The organism is Seonamhaeicola sp. MEBiC01930 (genome assembly GCF_045277075.1).
Classification (GTDB): Bacteria; Bacteroidota; Bacteroidia; order Flavobacteriales; family Flavobacteriaceae; genus Seonamhaeicola.
This window is the reverse complement of the sequence record NZ_CP104270.1, coordinates 3,445,507-3,466,738: the sequence shown is the minus strand read 5'-3', so window position 1 is coordinate 3,466,738 and position 21,232 is coordinate 3,445,507. Positions and strand designations below refer to the sequence as shown.

Annotated in this window: 18 protein-coding genes and 1 other RNA gene; 14 read left to right on the top strand and 5 right to left on the bottom strand. The window is 32.8% G+C overall.

Annotated features, from left to right (window positions below):
* The first annotated feature begins 153 nt into the window (after positions 1-153).
* Positions 154-1,299: a cysteine desulfurase family protein gene (locus tag N1F78_RS14920; protein WP_406683969.1), complete on the top strand. Its 1,146-nt coding sequence runs from the start codon at positions 154-156 to the stop codon at positions 1,297-1,299.
* Here the strand turns inward: N1F78_RS14920 and N1F78_RS14915 are convergent.
* Together N1F78_RS14915 and N1F78_RS14910 are read right to left on the bottom strand one after the other, a co-directional pair.
* Positions 1,296-3,755: a carboxypeptidase-like regulatory domain-containing protein gene (locus N1F78_RS14915; protein ID WP_406683968.1), complete on the bottom strand. Its 2,460-nt coding sequence runs from the start codon at positions 3,753-3,755 to the stop codon at positions 1,296-1,298. The genes N1F78_RS14920 and N1F78_RS14915 overlap by 4 nt on opposite strands.
* A 13-nt stretch (positions 3,756-3,768) precedes the next feature.
* Positions 3,769-5,457, bottom strand: a complete 1,689-nt coding sequence (locus N1F78_RS14910) for a M23 family metallopeptidase (protein ID WP_406683967.1) — start codon at positions 5,455-5,457, stop codon at positions 3,769-3,771.
* Between the two features lie 176 nt (positions 5,458-5,633).
* On the opposite strand from N1F78_RS14910, the gene N1F78_RS14905 reads away from it, so the two are divergent.
* From N1F78_RS14905 to rny, 4 genes are all read left to right on the top strand, one after another.
* Positions 5,634-5,924: a hypothetical protein gene (locus N1F78_RS14905; protein ID WP_406683966.1), complete on the top strand. Its 291-nt coding sequence runs from the start codon at positions 5,634-5,636 to the stop codon at positions 5,922-5,924.
* A gap of 15 nt (positions 5,925-5,939) precedes the next feature.
* Positions 5,940-6,233, top strand: coding sequence for a cell division protein ZapA (locus N1F78_RS14900; RefSeq protein ID WP_406683965.1), 294 nt, complete (start codon positions 5,940-5,942; stop codon positions 6,231-6,233).
* Positions 6,234-6,289: 56 nt separating this feature from the next.
* A non-coding RNA gene (ssrS, locus tag N1F78_RS14895) (6S RNA) lies at positions 6,290-6,398 on the top strand.
* Positions 6,399-6,455: 57 nt separating this feature from the next.
* Entirely contained in the window at positions 6,456-8,030 is a 1,575-nt protein-coding gene (gene rny, locus N1F78_RS14890) for a ribonuclease Y (protein ID WP_406683964.1), read from the top strand.
* A 52-nt stretch (positions 8,031-8,082) separates the two neighbouring features.
* On the opposite strand, the gene N1F78_RS14885 is transcribed toward rny, so the two are convergent.
* Together N1F78_RS14885 and N1F78_RS14880 are read right to left on the bottom strand one after the other, a co-directional pair.
* On the bottom strand, positions 8,083-8,505 hold the full coding sequence (locus N1F78_RS14885; protein WP_406683963.1) for a DoxX family protein: 423 nt from the start codon (positions 8,503-8,505) through the stop codon (positions 8,083-8,085).
* A gap of 58 nt (positions 8,506-8,563) precedes the next feature.
* A complete protein-coding gene (locus tag N1F78_RS14880; RefSeq protein WP_406683962.1) occupies positions 8,564-10,207 on the bottom strand; it encodes an acyl-CoA carboxylase subunit beta in 1,644 nt (547 codons plus the stop codon).
* 147 nt (positions 10,208-10,354) lie between these two features.
* On the opposite strand from N1F78_RS14880, the gene N1F78_RS14875 reads away from it, so the two are divergent.
* The 6 genes from N1F78_RS14875 to ettA all read left to right on the top strand — a co-directional run bounded on the left by N1F78_RS14875 (position 10,355) and on the right by ettA (position 15,830).
* Entirely contained in the window at positions 10,355-10,885 is a 531-nt protein-coding gene (locus N1F78_RS14875) for an NADPH-dependent FMN reductase (RefSeq protein ID WP_406683961.1), read from the top strand.
* A gap of 23 nt (positions 10,886-10,908) precedes the next feature.
* Positions 10,909-11,346: a MarR family winged helix-turn-helix transcriptional regulator gene (locus tag N1F78_RS14870; RefSeq protein ID WP_406683960.1), complete on the top strand. Its 438-nt coding sequence runs from the start codon at positions 10,909-10,911 to the stop codon at positions 11,344-11,346.
* Between the two features lie 23 nt (positions 11,347-11,369).
* Complete coding sequence (locus tag N1F78_RS14865; RefSeq protein WP_406683959.1) at positions 11,370-12,269, top strand: pirin family protein; 900 nt, start codon at positions 11,370-11,372, stop codon at positions 12,267-12,269.
* A 292-nt stretch (positions 12,270-12,561) separates the two neighbouring features.
* The gene (locus N1F78_RS14860) at positions 12,562-13,743 is read left to right on the top strand and encodes an OmpA family protein (RefSeq protein WP_406683958.1); all 1,182 of its coding nucleotides are present in this window, start codon (positions 12,562-12,564) and stop codon (positions 13,741-13,743) included.
* A 165-nt stretch (positions 13,744-13,908) separates the two neighbouring features.
* On the top strand, positions 13,909-14,091 hold the full coding sequence (locus N1F78_RS14855; protein WP_170309866.1) for a CAL67264 family membrane protein: 183 nt from the start codon (positions 13,909-13,911) through the stop codon (positions 14,089-14,091).
* 47 nt (positions 14,092-14,138) lie between these two features.
* The gene (gene ettA / locus N1F78_RS14850) at positions 14,139-15,830 is read left to right on the top strand and encodes an energy-dependent translational throttle protein EttA (RefSeq protein ID WP_406683957.1); all 1,692 of its coding nucleotides are present in this window, start codon (positions 14,139-14,141) and stop codon (positions 15,828-15,830) included.
* Positions 15,831-16,080: 250 nt separating this feature from the next.
* Here the strand turns inward: ettA and N1F78_RS14845 are convergent, their stop codons facing one another.
* Positions 16,081-16,305, bottom strand: a complete 225-nt coding sequence (locus N1F78_RS14845; RefSeq protein ID WP_406683956.1) for a hypothetical protein — start codon at positions 16,303-16,305, stop codon at positions 16,081-16,083.
* Positions 16,306-16,630: 325 nt separating this feature from the next.
* Here N1F78_RS14845 and N1F78_RS14840 point away from each other — a divergent pair, with 325 nt between their 5' ends.
* From N1F78_RS14840 to N1F78_RS14830, 3 genes are all read left to right on the top strand, one after another.
* A complete protein-coding gene (locus N1F78_RS14840; protein WP_406683955.1) occupies positions 16,631-17,971 on the top strand; it encodes a microtubule-binding protein in 1,341 nt (446 codons plus the stop codon).
* A gap of 157 nt (positions 17,972-18,128) precedes the next feature.
* Complete coding sequence (locus N1F78_RS14835; RefSeq protein WP_406683954.1) at positions 18,129-19,196, top strand: hypothetical protein; 1,068 nt, start codon at positions 18,129-18,131, stop codon at positions 19,194-19,196.
* Between the two features lie 72 nt (positions 19,197-19,268).
* Positions 19,269-21,230 (top strand): AAA family ATPase, encoded by a 1,962-nt coding sequence (locus tag N1F78_RS14830; protein ID WP_406683953.1) that lies wholly within the window; start codon positions 19,269-19,271, stop codon positions 21,228-21,230.
* Positions 21,231-21,232: the final 2 nt, after the last annotated feature.

Below are 21,232 nucleotides of genomic sequence, written 5' to 3'. Positions count from 1 at the left end.
TGGTACAATTTTAGAGCAAAAATAATAGAATTGTTATTTATAACGTATGTTATTGATAATAATTTTATTTCAAGTATTTTTGACTCAATAATTGAAATTCAGTAACAGTTAAGCGCTCCTTAGTTTTTAAAGAAAGTTAATAGATAATACAGTATGAAAACCGTTTATTTTGATAATGCTGCAACCACGCAAATGCGAGAAGAAGTTATAACTTCTATGGTAGAAGTTATGCAAAATAATTTCGGAAACCCTTCATCTTCTCATGGTTTTGGAAGGTCATCTAAATCTTTAGTTGAAAGTTGTAGAAAAGAAATTGCTAGTTATATTAATGCAACAGCTGGTGAAATAATTTTTACTTCTGGAGGAACTGAGGCTGATAATTTAATACTTAGAAGCGCTGTAAGGGATTTGGGAGTAAATCATATTATTACCTCTAAAATTGAACATCATGCGGTGTTACATACCATTGAACAGTTGGAAAAAGAGCATGATTTAAAGGTTAGTTTTGTTGATGTAGATTCAAATGGGAATATAGAGTATACTCATTTGGAAACACTATTAGAGTTTAAAGCAAATACCTTAGTTAGCTTGATGCATGTTAATAATGAAATAGGAAATATATTAGATTTAAAACAAGTAGCTCATTTATGTAAAGAAAATGGCGCTTTATTTCATACTGATGCGGTTCAGGGTGTAGGCCATTATAATATAGATTTACAAGATATTCCAATAGATTTTTTAGCTGCTGCTGCTCATAAATTTCATGGACCTAAAGGTGTTGGTTTTGCATTTATTAGAAAAAACACTGGATTAAAGCCGCTTATTTTTGGTGGTGAACAAGAGCGTGGACTTAGAGCTGGAACCGAAAGTGTGCATAATATTGTTGGTTCTAAAACCGCTTTAAAATATGCCTATGACAATCTAGAGGCTGAAGTGGAAAATGTTAAAGGGTTAAAAGAATATTTTGTAAAAGAAATAAAAAAGGCTATTCCTGAAATTAAATTTAATGGACTTTCTGATGATTTAGAAAAGAGTACTTATACTTTGGTTAGTGTGTGTTTGCCAGTTCACCCAGATAAGGCCACAATGCTCTTATTTCAACTAGATTTAAAAGGTATTGCTTGCTCTAAAGGAAGTGCATGCCAAAGTGGAAGCTCAAAAGGGTCTCATGTATTGGCAGAAATTCTATCTGATGAAGATATGCAGAAACCTTCTATACGTTTCTCATTTAGTATTTATAACACTAAAGAGGAGATAAATTATGTTGTTGGGGTTTTAAAAGAGTTAATAGATTCTTAAAACTTCATTGTAGTTCTTACATTAAAAACTCTTGGTGTTAAATAATTAGGAATGGCATACTGTTGTTTGCTGTACACGTCTCTTACCCAGGTATTTGTAATAGAGTTTTGTATGTCAAAAATGTTGAAAATTTCAAAACCAAATGAGAGTTCTTTAAAAGGTTTTTTCCAACCTCTTTTAAATTGCTTCTTATCATCAACCAAAACTAATTGTAATCCAACATCCGCTCTTTTGTAATCAGGTAACCTGTTTTGATAAATATATGGGTCTGAATAACTAGGGGAACCACCAGGTACCCCAGTGTTATACACCATATTTAAATACATTTTTAGGTTAGGAACGTTAGGTACATAATCTTGAAATAAGGCAGCAAATTTTAAACGTTGGTCTGTTGGTCTAGCAATATAACCCTGGTTTTCAATATTTTCTTCAGTTTTTAAATAACTAAAGCTAAACCAAGATTCTGTTCCAGGAACAAATTCTCCATTTAAACGCATATCTAAACCATAGGCATAGGCTTTTGCACTATTATTTGCTCTATAGCGAATACGAACATTTTCAATTGTATATGGGTTTACGTCAGATAAATTTTTAAAATATACTTCTGAAGTAAGCTTAAAAGGTCTATCCCACATTTTAAAGCTATAATCATTTCCTAAAACCAGGTGTATAGATTTTTGTGCTTTTACATTAGGTTGAACTGTTCCTGTAGCATCACGTAATTCTCTATAAAAAGGAGGTTGGTGGTATACACCTGCAGCAACTCTAAAAAGCATATCTTTTTCCCAATCTGGTTTTATTGCAAATTGAGCTCTTGGACTAAAAACCGTTTGGTTTGAAGAGGTAATACCATCACCTTTAACAGACCAATTATGAACTCTTATACCAGCATTTAACCAAACATCATTGTTTCCAATGGCAGAGCGCTTGCTCCATTGTGTGTAAGCTTGAATTCTGCTAATTTGAGTGTTGTTTGTTGCTCTTATGTTTTGAAATGGTTCTAAAGGACCACTATAAGGGATATATGGCTGTTCATTAGTTGGTAATGTTCTTGGAGGCCTTATAGAAAAGCCAGCGGAATCGATAACTTCCCATTCAACTAATCTGTCTCTAATATCTTCATTGGTATATTTTACAGACCATTCAAAATTGTTATCATTCAATTTGAAATTACCTTTATGCTCTATATTTGTAATAAGTGCATCTAAATCGTTTCTTCCATGGTTTAATTGGCTACCAATGCCTTCACTAAATTCAACTTCACCTATATCTTCATCTCCTATATTTGTGTTTACTTCTCCTAAACGGTATTGTGCAAGAATATCAAAATACTCTTCTTCTGTAGTGTGATAAGTTGAAGCAATTAGCTTTAGTGTTAAATCATTATTGGCAAAATACGTGCCTTTAAAAGCTCCAAAATAAGTTTGATATTGGTCTTTTTCCTGCCCTTCATAAAATACCAATAGTGCTATTGGATCACTAACAGTTCCAAAATTAGTTTGTCTTGTTTGTGGTTCGTAATTGTATTTGTTAATTGAAGCGTTTCCTAAAAAGCTTAAATGAAACTTATTGGTGAATTTGTAAGTAAAATAGGCTTGAATATCTGCAAAAGTAGGGTTGAAATTAGTTTCCGTCTCTTTGGCATTAACCAATAAACTATTGTCTCTATATCGTGCACCTACAATACTGGTAAATTTTGAATCTTCACTAATGTTTTCCATAGACAAACTTCCACCCAATAAACTTAAATCTGCATTAACTTCAAACTGATAAGGGGTTTTATATGTTATGTCTAACACAGATGATAGTTTGTCGCCGTATTTAGCTTGAAAGCCACCAGCAGAAAAATCTACATTTTGAACCAAATTAGTATTAACAAAACTTAAGCCCTCTTGTTGGCCAGAACGAATTAAAAATGGTCTATATACCTGAATATCGTTCACATAAACTAAGTTTTCATCGTAATTTCCACCTCTCACAGAATATTGAGTACTTAGCTCATTGTTGTTGCTAACACCCGGAAGTGATAATAATAAATTTTCAACCCCAGCATTAGCACCAGGAATTTTTCTTATTGTTTCAGGTTCTAGGGTTACAATACCTTCAACTTCTTTTCTTCTCTTTGAGTTTAAGATAACGGTAGAAATCTGTTCAACTGAAGTTTTCATTATTGGATTAAACTCTAAGTCTTCTCCATTTTTAAGATTGAATGTGCTTACTACTTTTTTATATGATAAATGCGAAAATTCAATTTCAATGTTGGTGCCAGAAGGAAGTTCAATTACATAGAACCCATTACTGTTAGTAATAGTTCCTGAATTTTCGGCTTTAATATTTACGCCTTCAATAGGTTTATTGTTTTCATTTAATATTATACCTCTAATAGTAGCCGTTTGTGAAAAGCTTGTATAAGCTAATAAAAACAATAAGGTGGAGAATAGAATTTTTGGTCTCAAAGGTGATTATGGTTTATTTTCGATAAAACAACGTTTCAAATGTAGAATTATTTCCAACATTATCAGTAACAATTACTTTTAAATTGTTTTTGGTGTCTGTAACTATACCGTCATTAAAATCATGTGTAAGCGTTTTGGTTTTATAGTCATACTCCATTAAAATCCATTTTCCATTAACGGTAGCTCTGTAATTAGAAACTCCAGAAAGCTTATCATCAATTTTAACTTTTAAATATCGGTATTTGCTTAACCATTGTCCGTTCTTAAAATTTATTGGTTTAATTATTGGTTTAACAGAGTCTGTTGCTAGAGCAAATGTTCCCAGTTTTTTTGTACTGGCGGTTAAAAGATCACCTTTTCTTTTGGTGTAAGTATATGTTGGTTGTTTATTATAACCAACTATTCGTGCAATGAAAAGTTTATTTTTATCAGCGTTATTATAATTGCTAATATCATATGAGATATTGAAGTTCTTTTTAGCAGCTTTAGTGTTTTTATGAAGTTTTAGCGTATCGCCGTTAACTTCAAAATCTAAATAAAAATCTTCATAAAAGGTGTCTTTATAAAAATCAACCAAAACCTTATTCTCTTTTAAATTTATAGTTTGATTACTCTTAATGAAATAAGGTGTTGTTTTTTTCTGCTTAGGGGTTAAAGCACTACTTTTTTGTTTCCCTTTAATATTTAATGTCACCCATGTTTCGTTGTTTTTATAATCTGAAACACGAATCTTATAAACAGAATATGTGCTATCTTCAATAAATACAACACCATCATTTAAAATAGATTTGTAAATACTTAAGGGGTTATTTTTTTTATATAATTTTTGAATGCGTTGCCTTTTAGTAACGTAATGTTCATAATCAATTAGTTGATTAATGTGTTTAGTTTCACTAAAAGAAAAACGCTTAAAGTCTAATTCAAAATTCTTGTTGCCATTTACAAAAGTCCTAATATTGTAAACTCCGTTTGAATTTGCAGCTAAATTTTGTCTGTCATTAGTTTCAATACCAAAACCTATATTTCCTATGGCATCTATGTTTTCAACAACATAATCGCCATTTTGAATAGGGATTAATCTAAGTTTTTGCTTTTCATTTGAATTGTTTACAAAAGCATTTTCGTCTAACGGATATGCATAAATAGATTTAACATAAGGATCTTTAGAATCTGCAATATCAATTCCAAAAAGCATTGGATTAATAGGGCGTTCTGCGTTGTCTCTAATTTCAAAGTGAAGATGAGGCCCTCCTGAACCTCCGGAATTGCCACTATATGCAATTAAACTATCTTTTTTAACAAGTAATGTTTCGGCGCTAGGGAATAACTCTATTTCATAAGATTCCTTTTTATATTGTTGCTTCTTAATATAAGCTTCAATTTTAGGAGCAAATTTTTGCAAATGTGCATAAACTGTTGTGTAACCATTAGGGTGGGTAATGTATAATGCTTTTCCGTAACCATAATGAGATACTTTAATTCTACTTACAAAACCATTAGCGCATGCTTTAACCTTTAAACCAGTACGTTGCTGTGTTTTAATATCTAAACCAGAATGAAAATGGTTTGAACGTAACTCTGCAAAAGTTCCAGAAAGTATTAACGGTATATCTAGAGGGTTGCTAAAATAGTCTTGAGGGTAATTATTTTGCCCAATAATTATATAAGGGAAAACTAAAAGAAAATAAAGGATAAATCTCATAGAAAAGTATTGTGGCTAAATTATTAATTTGACATGAATATGCAAAGGATTAAACAAAAATCAAGCCATTGTTTGGTAATATTCCAATTGTGAGTTATTTTAAAATTTTATTACAAAACAATTGTAATTTAGGGGTAGGAAGCTTAACTTTGTGAGGTAAGTATTGAATTTTGTAAATGAGTAATATTGAAGAAATTGTAGATTCTTTAGAAAACAAAATTAGTAAAGTATTACATAGACTTGAGCTTTTAAAGCAGACTAATTTAAAGTTAACAGAAGAAATTGAAGCTTCAAACAAAAAAATTCAGATGCAAAAAATGCATATTACAGAGTGGGAAGAAAAATATAATACTCTGAAAATGGCGAATTCAATACTTGGTAGTGACGATAATAAAAGAGAGACTAAGCTTAAAATAAATACATTAATTAGAGATATAGATCATTGTATTGCACAACTCTCAGATTAATGTAACATAAATTCAATGTCAGAGAAGCTTAAAATAAAGCTGTCAATAGCTAATAGAGTATACCCTTTAACTATTGAAGCGAATCAAGAAGAAGGATTACGTAAAGCAGCTAAAAACATTGAATATATGATAAAGCAATTTGAGCAAAGTTATTCTGTTAGAGATAAGCAAGATGTATTGGCTATGTGCGCTTTACAATTTGCATCTCAAGTTGAACAGAAAACTATTGATAAAGATAATGTGAATGAGCATGTTGAGGAAAAGCTTAATGAGCTTAATGAATTATTGCATTCGCATTTAAACTCTTAACGTTCTTTAAAATAAAGTAAAAAGTTACTGCCTGCATTGGTTATTTTTTTTGATAAACTCAACGTTAATTCTTTAAAAAGGGTGAGTTTAAGTTGTAAAAGCATGCTGCCTTAGTCGCAGACCCTTGATCAGCTTGTTAGCCCTAAACTTGTTTTTAAGGAGTTTATACAAAACTTTATACCGGTGTAGGCTTTTTTATATATATAAATCAACTAAGTAAAGATGGATAACTCAATTATATTTGTAGTAGGAGGTGCAGTTTTAGGTTTAATTATAGGCTTTATAATTGCAAAAAGTTTAGAAAAAAAGAAGGCTTCAAAGCTTGTTAATGAAGCGAAAAAGAACGCAGCATTAGTATTAAAGGAAGCTAAAAGTGATGGAGAAAATATTAAGAAAGATAAAATTCTTCAGGCTAAAGAAAAGTTTATTGAACTCAAAGCAGAGCATGAAAAGGTAATTTTATCGAGAGATAAAAAAATGGCAGAAGCCGAAAAAAGAACAAGAGATAAAGAATCTCAAATTTCTAATGAGCTTTCAAAAGGGAAAAAATTAAATCAGAGTCTAGAAAGTAAGATAAAAGATTATAATCACAGACTAGACGTACTGGATAAAAAGCAAGAAGAGCTTGATAGACTTCATAAAAGTCAAGTTCAGCAATTAGAAGTAATATCAAGCCTATCGGCAGAAGAAGCTAAGGAGCAGTTAGTAGAATCACTAAAAGGTGAGGCTAAGAATGATGCTATGGCTTTTATTCAAAGTTCTTTAGAGGAAGCAAAATTAACTGCCGAACAAGATGCTAGAAAGGTAATTATTAATACCATACAGCGTATAGGAACTGAAGAAGCGGTTGATAACTGTGTGTCTGTTTTTAACATAGAATCTGATGATGTTAAAGGACGTATTATTGGTAGGGAAGGAAGAAATATTCGTGCAATTGAAGCCGCAACTGGTGTTGAAATTATAGTTGATGATACGCCTGAAGCTATTATTTTATCTTGTTTTGATTCTGTTAGAAGAGAAATTGCACGCTTATCATTACATAAGTTAGTAACTGATGGAAGAATTCATCCAGCTCGTATTGAAGAAATTGTTAAGAAAACCAAGAAGCAAATAGAGCAAGAAATTATTGAAGTTGGTAAACGCACAGTAATTGATTTGGGTATTCATAACTTAAACCCAGAGTTGATTAAAATGGTTGGACGTATGAAGTATCGTTCTTCTTATGGACAAAACTTATTGCAACACTCACGTGAAGTTGCTAAACTTTGTGGTGTTATGGCTGCTGAACTAGGTTTGAATCCTAAATTGGCTAAACGAGCAGGATTATTGCATGATATTGGAAAAGTGCCAGATGCTGAAGCAGATATGGAAACTCCTCACGCCATTTTAGGGATGCAATGGGCTGAAAAATATGGAGAAAAGAATGATGTATGTAATGCTATAGGTGCCCACCATGATGAAATTGAAATGAAATCGTTATTAGCACCAATTATACAGGTTTGTGATGCTATTTCTGGAGCACGCCCTGGAGCACGCCGACAAGTATTGGATAGCTACATTCAACGCTTAAAAGACCTTGAAGATATTGCTTTTGGCTTTAATGGTGTAAAAAAGGCTTATGCTATTCAAGCGGGTAGAGAATTACGTGTAATTGTTGAAAGTGAAAAAGTAAACGATGATAAAGCAGCTGATTTATCTTTTAATATCTCGCAAAAAATTCAAACGGATATGACGTATCCAGGTCAGGTTAAAGTTACGGTAATTAGGGAAACCCGAGCGGTTAATATAGCCAAATAAAGTTACTGTAATTTAAACAAGAATTTTAAAATCCAGCTATAGCTGGATTTTTTTATTTCTGCATTTTAAAATAATAATCTAATGAATGCTTTCCAGAACCATATACTATGAAGAAACCACAAACTAATATGGTAGCAATAGCTAAGTAAAGGTTAGCGGTATTCATTTCACCAACAAAATTAATTACTATTGCGCCAATTAATATTGGTAATTGAGCCACAATAGCCCATCTTGTCAATAATCCAAATGTAATTAAAATACCTCCAATAAAATGAGCGGGTGCCACATAATGAATCATTATCATTCCGCCTGCCATATTTTGGATGGGTTTAAAAAGTTCAGCAAGCATTGCAGTATTGCCCATAAAATCTATTCCTTTTATAAAAAGAAATACACCTAATACAATGCGTAAAATATCAAGAGGTAAATAAGTGTGTCTGTTGGCCCATTTGTTTAATACTTTTATTGTTCCCATGACTGTTAATGTGTTGATTTCTAGTCATAATATACAAAAAAATAAAATGAATTAGAAATTAAACCTGAAGTATACCAAGGTTAAATGGCCTATCAATAGGTGCATGATTAGCGGCTTCAATCCCCATACTAACCCATTTTCTAGTCTCTAAAGGATCAATAATGGCATCAGTCCAAATTCTGGCTGCCGCGTAATACGGTGATACCTGGTTGTCGTATCGCTCTTTAATTTTTTTATAAAGTGTATCTTCCTTCTCTTTGGTAAAGGTTTCTCCTTGTTTTTCTAGTGAAGCCTTTTCAATTTGAAGTAATACTTTGGCGGCACTATTACCACTCATAACGGCTAATTCTGCACTAGGCCATGCAACTATTAATCTTGGATCATAGGCTTTTCCACACATGGCATAATTACCTGCTCCGTAACTATTACCAATAATAACAGTAAACTTTGGGACAACAGAGTTACTTACCGCATTTACCATTTTGGCGCCATCTTTTATAATGCCGCTATGTTCACTTTTACTTCCAACCATAAATCCGGTAACATCTTGTAGAAAGAGTAGGGGAATCTTTTTTTGGTTACAGTTAGCTATAAATCGAGTAGCTTTATCAGCTGAGTCATTGTAAATTACGCCTCCAAATTGCATTTCTGTAGGTTTGGTTTTTGAACCTGTGGTTTTAACTATTTGGCGCTGATTTGCCACAATACCAACAGACCAGCCATCAATTCTGGCATATGCTGTAATAATTGTTTGGCCGAATCCAGCTTTATATTCATCAAATTCAGAATTGTCAACCAATCGTTTTATGATTTCATACATGTTATACTGGTCAGCTCTAGATTTTGGTAGAATACCATAAATATCTTCTGGATTTTCCTTAGGCATTTTAACCTCAATTCGGTTAAATCCGGCTTTGTCATAATCACCAATTTTATCAATAATATTCTTTATAGTATTTAGAGCATCTATATCGTCTTTTGCTTTGTAATCAGTAACACCAGAAATTTCACAATGAGTTGTTGCACCTCCTAAAGTTTCATTATCAATACTTTCACCAATAGCAGCTTTCACCAAATAACTTCCGGCTAGAAATATACTTCCTGTTTTGTCAACAATTAAGGCCTCATCACTCATAATTGGTAGATAAGCGCCGCCAGCAACACAGCTCCCCATAACAGCTGCAATTTGAGTAATCCCCCTACTGCTCATTATGGCATTGTTTCTAAAAATACGACCAAAGTGCTCCTTGTCTGGAAATATTTCGTCTTGCATAGGTAAATAAACACCAGCGCTATCTACCAAATAAATTATTGGGAGTTTGTTCTCAATAGCAATTTCTTGTGCTCTTAAGTTCTTTTTTCCCGTTATAGGAAACCAAGCTCCTGCCTTTACGGTGGCATCATTTGCCACAACAATACATTGTTTGTTCTTTACGTAACCTATTTTAACAACAACACCTCCAGAAGGGCATCCACCGTGCTCTGGGTACATATCTTCACCTGCAAAAGCTCCAATTTCAATTGAATTAGTTTTATCATCTAACAGAAAATCAATACGCTCTCTGGCCGTCATTTTTCCTTTGGCATGATGTTTTTCTATACGAGATTTTCCACCTCCAAGCTTAACCTTGCTAAGTCTTTTTTTTAATTCTGAAAGTAAAAGTTTGTTATGATCTTCGTTTTTGTTGAAGTTGATATCCATCAATTATTTATTTGTTGCTAAAGTACGAAAGTTGTTATATCTGTAAAAATTGTTAATAAATTCATAAAATAAATTACATGGAAATATATTCCTTGGAATATAAATATTTTTGACATATATTTGTCTTATTAAATTATAACACGAATAATGAAACAAATTATAGCATTTGCAGGAAGTAACAGTAAAATGTCAATAAATAAAGACTTGGCTGTATACGCATCAAGTTTAACTGAAGATACAAAAGTAAATATATTAGATTTAAATGATTACGATTTACCACTTTATGGTATTGATTATGAGGAAGAAAATGGTATTCCAGAAAACGCTCATAAGTTTTTTGGTGCCATTCAGGAATCGGATGGGATAGTGTTGTCTTTGGCTGAACATAATGGGGCATACTCTACAGTATTCAAAAACATATTTGACTGGATGTCGAGAATTGATGGAAAGCTTTGGGGAGAAAAACCAATGTTATTAATGGCTACATCTCCAGGTGGTAGAGGAGGTGCTAGTGTATTAGAAATAGCTAAAGGGCGTTTCCCATATATGGGTGGTAATATTGTAGCATCTTTTAGTCTGCCTTCTTTTGGAGCCAATTTTGCAGACGGGAAAATTATAAATGAACAATTAAATGCTACTTTATTAGAACAAGTTGAGAATTTTAAAAAAGCTTTGTAAATTTAGAGATTAATAGGAATAGCGTGGGAGATATTTCAAAAGACATAAACTCAAAGTTTGTTAATAACAAGGTTAAAGCCTTAATAAATATTATTTATACAGCAAATTGGATTAGTAGTCATCAAAATGAATATTTTAAATCTTTTGGAATATCGCCACAGCAATTTAATATCCTCAGGATTTTAAGAGGGGCAGGAGAGCCAATTAAAGTGCAAACCATTAAAGAGCGGATGATAGAAAGAGCACCTAATGCTACAAGGTTAATGGATAAATTATGTTCTAAGGAATTGATTAAAAGGCTACCATGTCCTGGAGATAGGAGAGTAGTCCATATTGAAATAACTAAAAAAGGTTTGACGCTACTTTATGATATAGATAAGGATTTTAAGGAAGATTTATTGGAAAACTTAACTGATAAAGAAGCAATGCAGTTAAGTGGTCTTTTAGATAAGATTAGATAAAAAAATTTAACTAAATAGTTTCCATGGAAACTATTGCAAATACAAATGCTATGAAATTAAATACTATAAAAGCAATAGGAAGGGGTGATTTTGTGAATATGGGACCTATTGAATTAAGACAACCTATACCAACAAGAACAATAAAAAACATTGATCCGTTTATATTATTACATCATTACGGGCCTTATGAAATTTCTGCAGATAGTAATCCGTTTGATTTGGGACCGCATCCGCATCGTGGTTTTGAACCTATAACATTTTTGATTCAGGGAGAGCAGTTACATAGGGATTCTTTGGGTAATGAAAGTGTTGTCAAAGCAGGGGATGTACAGTGGACAACAGCAGGAAGAGGTATAATACATGCGGAAGGTCCTAGAAATGAATTTGTTGAAAAAGGAGGTACGCTAGAAGGTATACAACTTTGGCTAAACTTACCCGCAAAGAAAAAGATGATGCAACCCAATTATCAGCATGAGAAACATGAAAATTTTAATGTTGTTTTGTCCGAAGATAGAAAAGTAGAAGTAAGGGTTGTGGCGGGAGAACTTAATGACAACTTTGGTCGAATTCAAACACAAACTTCAGTAAACGCCTATATAATTGATGTAAAGGCAGGAGGGAGATTTCAAATAGAAATACCTAAGACACATCAATCTTTTGTGTACCTTTTAAATGGAAGCACAACTATTAACGATTCTGAAGTTTTAGAATTAAATAAAAATCAACTTATTTATTTTAATCAAGATGGTGAAGGAATTAGTCTCAAAGGTAACCTAGACAGTAAGTTATTATTTCTTTCCGGAGAACCAATTGATGAGCCAATAGCCACGTATGGGCCATATGTAATGAACACCCAAACAGAATTGTTAGAGGCTATGAAAGATTATCAAATGGGCAAAATGGGGTTTCTTCCCAGTAAATAAGAATATTTTGAAAAGTATACCAAATTTTAGAAATTCATCCTTATAATTAGCCAATAAAGTATTGTAATTATTCAATTTTTTAATTGTCTAAAAAAAATTATAAATATTTGATAACATGGTGATTAAGTGTTTTTATCTATACTGGGAGGTTAAACTGAATTATGAATGTATTTTAATCATCAGGATAAGAGAATAAATAATGCCATGTTATTATTTTTTATTTTGTCAGAAAAATGGATATATTTGAACCTTTTATTAATCACTTTTATAATAATATCAAACCAATTAGAATATGATACCAAAAAGATTTTATGCTTTACTTTTTGTTTTAGCTAGCTTATTTTCATTAAATGCTCAGGAGAGAGAATTAACTTCAAAGGACTCCACAATTGTGAATTCTTGGATGATAGGAGTTGGTTATAATATAGTAAATGATTCTGGGAATCGTTTTGATGGTGCCTTTGATATAAGTGATTCATGGAATTCTTTGGTTTATCCCAATAGGATAAGTGTTGGGAAATATTTTAATAGCGGTTTAGGTATTGAGGTAGCGGGTGCTTTCATGAAGTTAAAAGAAGGGAAGATAGTTGAACGAAAACCTTTAACCGAGGATATGGACATAATGACGTTAGACTTGAGATTAAGTTATGATTTGAATAAAGTTATTGGTGAAACAGGCTGGTTTGATCCTTATATTGGAGTAGGTGTAGGTTTTACCGATGGCGATGATGTTTTATCTAGAAATACCGCTAACGGGGTTTTAGGTTTTAGAACATGGTTCTCAGATAATTTTGGTTTAGATTTTAATACTGCAGGGAAGTGGTCAATAGATGGTGGAAACACTACAGATTACGTTCAACATTCTGTTGGTGTTGTTTTTCGTTTAGGATATGAAAAGGAACTAAGTAAAAAAGGAAAGGAACAATTAGCTTTAAATCAAGCAATTGAGGAAGAAAGGATTAGAAAACAAGATTCTATTAATGAAGTTAAAAGAAAAGAAGAGGAATTATTAAGACAAAAGTTGGCTGCAGAAGCCGCAGCTGAAGAAGCTAGAAAGGCTAAATTAGAAGAAGATAAGAAAATAGCTAAGGAAAATGAAGTCAAAGAAATTCAAAATGCGTTGGATTTGTTAGATACAATTTATTTTGGATTTGATTCAGAAAGTTTAAATGGCTCAACAAAAGAATCTCTTTCTGGTCTTGCAGCTATATTAAGTAAATATCCTGACTTAGTTATTGAGATTGCATCGCACACTGATGCCAGGGGTTCTTCGGAATATAATTTAAAACTTTCTGAAAGGAGATTAAAATCTTCACTTGATTATATATTCTCTTTAGGCGTAAATGAATCTCAAATTGTGGGTAAAGCTAAAGGAGAAACACAATTAATCAATAGTTGTGATGACATTACGAAGTGTTCTTCACAACAGCATAAAGAAAATAGAAGACTAGGGATTCAAATTCTTAGTAACTAAAGTAGATTAGGTTTTATTTAAATATATAACAAAATGTTTCTGAACTTAATTTTAAGTTCAAAAACATTTTGTGTTTAAAACTGACCTATTATTTCTTGTGCTAGATTATAGAATTTATTTAAAAATACAATAATTACTTTCCTTAAATAAATTAAAATTGAGATTATGGCAATGAATAAAAATACCGTGTTAGCTTGGGCAACATGGATTATGATTTTTGTAGGCTTAGGCTTAATAGCGCTTGGAGCCTTTAGATATGACGAAATTGCAGGATGGGGGTTTGCAGCTGTAGGATTTGGTTTTTTCGCTAATGCATGGGTTTTCAATGCATTAAAAGGTAGAGTGTAGTTCTGAAATATATCTATATCTTTTAATTTTCTTAATAATTTAAAAAAATGAGTGACGATAAAAAGATAATCTTCTCAATGTCCGGTGTTACAAAGACATTTCAATCCGCAAACACACCAGTTCTTAAAAATATATATTTGAGCTTTTTCTACGGAGCAAAAATAGGCATCCTGGGTCTTAATGGTTCTGGTAAATCTACTTTACTTAAAATTATTGCTGGTGTTGATAAAAATTATCAGGGAGATGTAGTGTTTTCTCAAGATTATTCTGTGGGCTACTTAGAACAGGAACCAATACTTGATGATGAAAAAACGGTTATGGAAGTAGTTCGAGAGGGAGCTGCTGAAACTGTTGCAATTCTTGATGAATATAACAGTATAAATGACCAGTTTGGTTTGGAAGAAGTCTATAGTGATCCAGATAAGATGGAAAAGCTTATGAACCGTCAAGCTGAACTTCAAGACCAAATTGATGCTGCTAACGCATGGGAATTAGACACTAAACTAGAAATTGCTATGGATGCCTTAAGAACTCCTGATGGCGATAAGAAAATAGGTGTATTGTCTGGAGGTGAGCGCCGTCGTGTAGCCTTATGTCGCTTATTGCTTCAAGAGCCAGATGTATTGCTTTTAGATGAGCCTACCAACCATTTAGATGCAGAATCTGTTCATTGGCTAGAGCATCATTTAGCTCAGTATAAGGGAACAGTGATAGCAGTAACACATGATAGATATTTCTTAGATAATGTTGCTGGCTGGATTTTAGAGCTAGATAGAGGTGAAGGTATTCCTTGGAAGGGCAACTACTCGTCTTGGTTAGACCAAAAGTCTAAGCGTATGGCTCAAGAGGGTAAAGCGGCTTCTAAACGTCAAAAGACTTTAGAGCGTGAGTTAGAATGGGTGAGACAAGGTGCTAAAGGAAGACAAACTAAGCAGAAGGCTCGTTTAAAGAGTTATGATAGATTAATGAGCCAAGACCAAAAACAACTAGATGAAAAACTGGAAATATTTATACCAAACGGACCTCGCTTAGGAACCAATGTTATAGAAGCAGTTGGAGTAAGTAAAGGTTATGATGATAAATTGTTATACGAGGACTTAAATTTCAATTTACCGCAAGCAGGAATTGTTGGTGTTATTGGTCCTAATGGAGCAGGTAAAACCACCATTTTCAGAATGATAATGGGAGAAGAGACACCAGATAAAGGTGAGTTTGTGGTTGGTGAAACTGCTAAAATAGCCTATGTAGATCAAAGTCATACTAATATAGATCCGGAAAAAACTATTTGGCAAAACTTTAGTGATGAACAAGAGTTGGTCATGATGGGGGGGAAACAAGTTAATTCTAGAGCTTATTTAAGTAGGTTTAACTTTTCAGGTAGTGAACAAAATAAGAAGGTTAACTTACTTTCTGGAGGTGAACGCAACCGCTTGCATTTGGCCATGACTCTTAAAGAAGAAGGTAATGTATTGCTTCTTGATGAGCCTACCAATGATCTTGATGTTAATACCCTAAGAGCATTAGAAGAAGGTTTAGAAAATTTTGCAGGTTGTGCTGTTGTTATATCGCATGATAGGTGGTTTTTAGATAGAATTTGTACTCATATTTTGGCATTTGAAGGAGATTCACAAGTATATTTCTTTGAAGGAAGTTTTTCTGATTATGAAGAGAATAAAAAGAAACGTCTTGGTGGCGATTTGATGCCAAAACGAATAAAGTATAAAAAGCTAGTTAGATAGGATAAAAAAAAGCTCACTTAAAAGTGAGCTTTTTTTATGAATTCGATTGATCTTCCAAGTATATGATTCTCCTTTTTTGTTTATATCCAATTAGCAAGCTCATAAAGAGAGACACAATCAATATTACAATTGCAACTGACAAAATAGAAATTAGTGTTCTAATTGATTCTGACTCATTCTGTTCAATGTTATGTCGAAACTGTGTAATAAATTAAATAAGTAAAATTTTCATTTGACAGGGAATTGGTTCTTATTGATACATATGTCCACCTGTAAAGTCTTTATAATCTTCTTCTTTTTTCTTGGCCAGCTCCTTACTGATTTTATCAAGTCGCTCATTTTCCTTTTTTAGCTTAAATGATTTTCTAATACCCAAAATTAAAAGCAATGCAAAAAAAACAACAACAATAATTAAGACAGTAAGAATGGTATATTCGGCAACAAGCAGTAAATATAAGCCAAGGTTAAGTAACATACTTTGTGAAATCTGGTTAATAGCTATTCAAATATAACACTAAAAACAGCTCTAAACAATTAAAAATGAAAAGGATATAAACAAATTGTGTTAACAGTCTAGAATCTATTTGTATGTAAAATCTTTGAAATCAATAGGTTTAGAGGGTTTTTTAAAAGGTAAAATCTTACAAAAACTACCTGTATTTCATCGAAAAATTAATAAAGGTGTAACAATTTTATAATAATTAATACCAATTATTTGAGGAATTTATATTTTAAAAGTCATCTTTTTTAACGAAATTGCTTGTCCGTAAAATTGTTCAACATTAATACCAAAACTTACTATGTCTGATGATTTCGATTTGTTAGAAACCAATTCAAATGAAAAAACCGAAAAAGTAGATGTTAATTGGGGTAAAGCCATTGACACTATGAAATCTAAATTAGCACAGGAAGATGATCCTGAAGTGCGCCAAAAAATATTGAATGCAACTTTAGATGATGTTGTGGATATGGCGGAAAAAGATAGGACAACTCTTCTTGACGCTATAAAGGATTTAACTGATTACCAAGACGAGGTAGGTATTCTATTTGAAAAATTTTCTTCATTAAATGCTACGGAACAAAAAGTTATTGATGATGCTCAAAAAGCATTAGAACGTGCTAGAATAGAACTTGAGGATGCTGAAAGTAAGGCAGATACATGGTGGAATAACCTTTGGGGACGTAAAAGTAAAATAAGAAAAGCGGAAGATGACTTAAAGTCGGCAGAAAAAGTCAGAGCAGCAGCCGACAATAAGGCTAAAGCTATGTTTCAAGCGCGAATAGAAAATGCTGATGTTCAAACTTTATTAAGTGAATTATCATACAAAAGTCAGGCAGCAGTAACACGTTTAAAAAACCGTGAACTTGAAATAAAAGAAGTAGAAGACAAATTGCAAGATGCCATTGTTGAGGCTACTAAAAATCATACCAAGGCCTTAGAGAAAAAGAAAGAGGTAGAGGCAAAACTTGAAGAGCGCTATGCCCTATTGAAGCAGGCAAGACAGGAATTAGAAGATGTTGCAGATAAGCAATCTGCAGAGTATGCTCAAGCTATTGGTAAAGTTACTGAGTTAGAACAAAAAGTTGAGGAATTAGAAGGACTTAAAAACGCCTATACCACTTTGGCTGCTAGTAAAGATAGTTTTGTTCATAAACATAATTTAACCATTAAAGTTTTAACATCACTACGAAGTAATTTGCAAACGCACCGCGCTAAATTAAAGTCAGATACAGAAGAACGATTAAAATATTATGATGGCTATGTAGTGGCGTTAAAAGCACGAACAGACCAAGAGTTTGCGGCAATTTTAGAACATTTAGGTGTTAAAACCGATGAACATATTGGAGAAACTTTGGCTGCTATGCATACAGCAAGTGCCAAGGCAAGACAAGATATGATGGATAATATTCCAGTTCATGAAAAAGTAATGCAAGGTGTATATAGTAGTTATGCAGAGGCTTTACAAGAAATTAGAGCTAAGGATGTAGATATTCAAAAGAATTTCGCAGAGCGTTACGGTATAGATATGAAAGAGATATTTGAGGAATACTACAAAGCAGATGCTAACAAGCCAACAGGTGATGGTGCTCCAGAAGGAGAACCTAAACCAGAAGCAGGAGAAGACGATTTATTATCTTAAAATATTTTGGGCGTACCACGCTTGAAAAAGCCTGGTCATGCTTTCCGTTAAATATTTTTATTCTGATATTCCTTTAAAGGTAGGAATCCATAATAAAAAGTATATCACTGCAATCCTTAAACGCAGACAAAAGCACTTGTAAATTAGCAGTTTAAACATGTCAATCAATCATATTACCACACCTTTAGATTCAGCTATTTTAGATTCAAAAGAGCATTACATTTTTTATCATAAAATGGTAGACTTTGTATTTAAAGAATTAATAGTTGCAGTTCAGCGTAATAATATTTTGAATAATGATGAACTAAACATGTTTAAACAATATTGTGACTTGCTGTTGTATTCTATAGAAGCTATGCGGGTTAAATACATGTATGACGAAGAGGATAATATGAAGGTAGATTTAACGGAGTCTGGATTTCCTAATTATTTAGAGTTTCGTTATTTGTTTAACGATTTAGAGCTTAGAGATGAATACTTAGGAAAACTAACACCTATAAAGACTTTACAAGAAGAGTTTTTAGACACTTTGTTACGAAAAAAAGAACCTATTAAAAGAAGTAAACTGTTTCAAGCAGCATCCATTGTATATTATTCTTCAGTAAATAAGCGCTTTATTTTTAATCGGTTTGTTCAAGGCAAAATTGTAAATGCTCCTAAAGATTCAGGAGCCGATTTACTAACAAGTTGGAGCTTTTATGATGTGGCTAGTAACCGTCCGTTTGTATGTTTTATGTATTTTAATTACGATGGTAATAGAATAAATGATGACAAGGAAGAAATATATGAAGTTTTAAAACATACTGCCGACAGGAAAATGAATTTAGACACCATGGCTTATGGTATTGATAGGAAGCTTGAAAAAGTATCACCAAAGCTTTTAAAGCGAATTGATTTGGGACCATTGCACAATATGTTTGCAAAGGATGAAAACGAATTAACACATACCATTTTAGAGGGCATTAGTAAAAAGGAGATTCCTGTTGAGGCTTATGCATTATCATTTAAAATAGCCGAAGTAAAATCCAAAAGTGAATTTAAGGAAGGAAGTTTTTTTAACAAGCAAATATTACAACGATGGGATGATGTGTTTACACAAAAGTATGTATTCGCGCCACATAGAATAATTCAATTATTATACAATAAAACCCCTAAATTAATGAATGAATTGGCTGAACCTCCAATTGAAATGTCTAATTTAAAAATTGAAAAAATAAAGAAGTAAAAACAAGTATACGGTCACAGTCTCAGTTTACAAAACTGCCTACTGAGACTGAAACTGCAAACTATAAAACGAATGGAACACAACTCAACATTCCCTATAAAACAAACAGAATTGGATATGCTTCGTGATGAAGCAACATCATATTTAAAGAGTATCCAATGGGAGCAAGGTGCTCGTGCCAAAAACCGAGATAAAGACACCAAAGACGATTCTATTTTATTGTATTTGTCTAGAGCTAATAATGGTAGTAGTGCTACAGAAATTACGTCAGTTTCTAAAACAATTTTGACATTAAAAAAACGCTTGTTACCAGATTCTGTGGCAATTCCTATTTATTTAAATCAAACACTCTATGCTGTACAGGAAGGGATTACTTTGGGTGTTTGGGTTAAAGACAGTTATTACGATACTTCTGGTTTATCTAGTTTAAGCGAAAATAAATCGGCTTTAGATTCCAATGGAAAGCGGGAGTTTGAAAGTAAAATGCATACGGCCACCGCTTTTATGTTGTTTTCAACAGCTTATAAAATATTACATGATTTAAAACCTCATGCCTCAGATGATTTAAGTGTGATGAAGCAGAAGTTTGCTGGTATTCCCGAGGTTTCATTAATGTCACCTATTAAAGGAATTTCATGTAGTTTGTTTTATTATGACAAATATTTAGGACACCCAGAAATCATTAAATCAGATAAAGATGTTATTGATTTTACGGTGGTTTACTTTGAGGCTTTGATAGATGAAATTCAGCTTCGTAAAAGCTCTTTAGAGTACACCGAAACTATTGAGGATAGAACCTATAAACTTGAAAACTCAGAGTTTGCCGTTTCAGGATGGAGCAATGTGTTTGCCGGAACAGCTAAAAGTGTAGAGTTCAATAAAATTCAGTTCGAACAAATTGTTGGTAACCGTGATGCAAAACATTTTGCACGCCGTTTAACGGAACGTTTATTAAGTTATGATTTTGCAGCAAAAATGAATCCGTTTCAAGAACTGGGTGGTTTTATGCCGGTTTTTATGGGGTATGGAGTTCCGGGTACAGGAAAAAGTATGTTAATTGCTGCTATTGCAACTAGACTTAAAGAACACTGTGATACTTTAGATATTCCGTTTTTATTTCATCCTATGCCTGATACGTTGATTAGTACGTTTCAAGGTGGTTCCGCAGAAAAAATGGTAGAATGGATGAAGCCATTGCAAGATCCTTCAAAATTAATTTTTGCGCCTATTGATGATGCTGAAAATAATTTGCAAGAACGTACCGCTCAAGGTGTTTCAGCGGGTGTAAAAGAGGTGATAGGTGTGTTTTTAAGATATACTGAAGGTGCCTATGCGGTTAATTACGGTAACAGTTCTATTGGCTTATTTACCAATTTGCCAGAGATGTTAGATAAAGCAGTAATTTCCAGAGTTCAAGGACGTTTTAAAATAGATGGAGCACGCACTGAGCATGATTTTTTAGATCAGGATCATTTGTGGTGGCGTAAACTGGATGATACCATGCCCGATTTTGTAAATATGCAAGGACCAGAAAACTACAGCTATTTACAAGACCAAGGATTAGCTAAAAATATGGGAGAAATCCTTAATGTTACAGATAAGCCTTCAGAGGAACGTGTACATGAAATTTATGATAAGGTTGAAAAGCAGTTTAAAACCAATCAACACTTATTTTATGCGAATCTTTACAAAGATATGCAGAAAGCATTTCCTTTCTTTTCATCTCGAGATGTTAGAAATATTCAAAGTGCCGTATCACTACGTTTAACAGATTTTGATTTAGAAGAAGATTGGTTTGAGAAACCTGAAATTTATTTCAAGCAAGAATACGATACCAAATTTAATATGCTGCAAGAATTGATGCGGGCGAATATGAAAGGTTTAGATTTTTCAGAAATTAGAAGACAAGAAGTGGTTAGGTATTTAGATAACGTAGCAACCATTGCTGACACCGATTTTAAGCGAAAAGTAGATGCACGAGTAAATCAGTTAAATATAGAAACAGAAGCTAGAAAGCAGTTTGAAGACAATTAAAA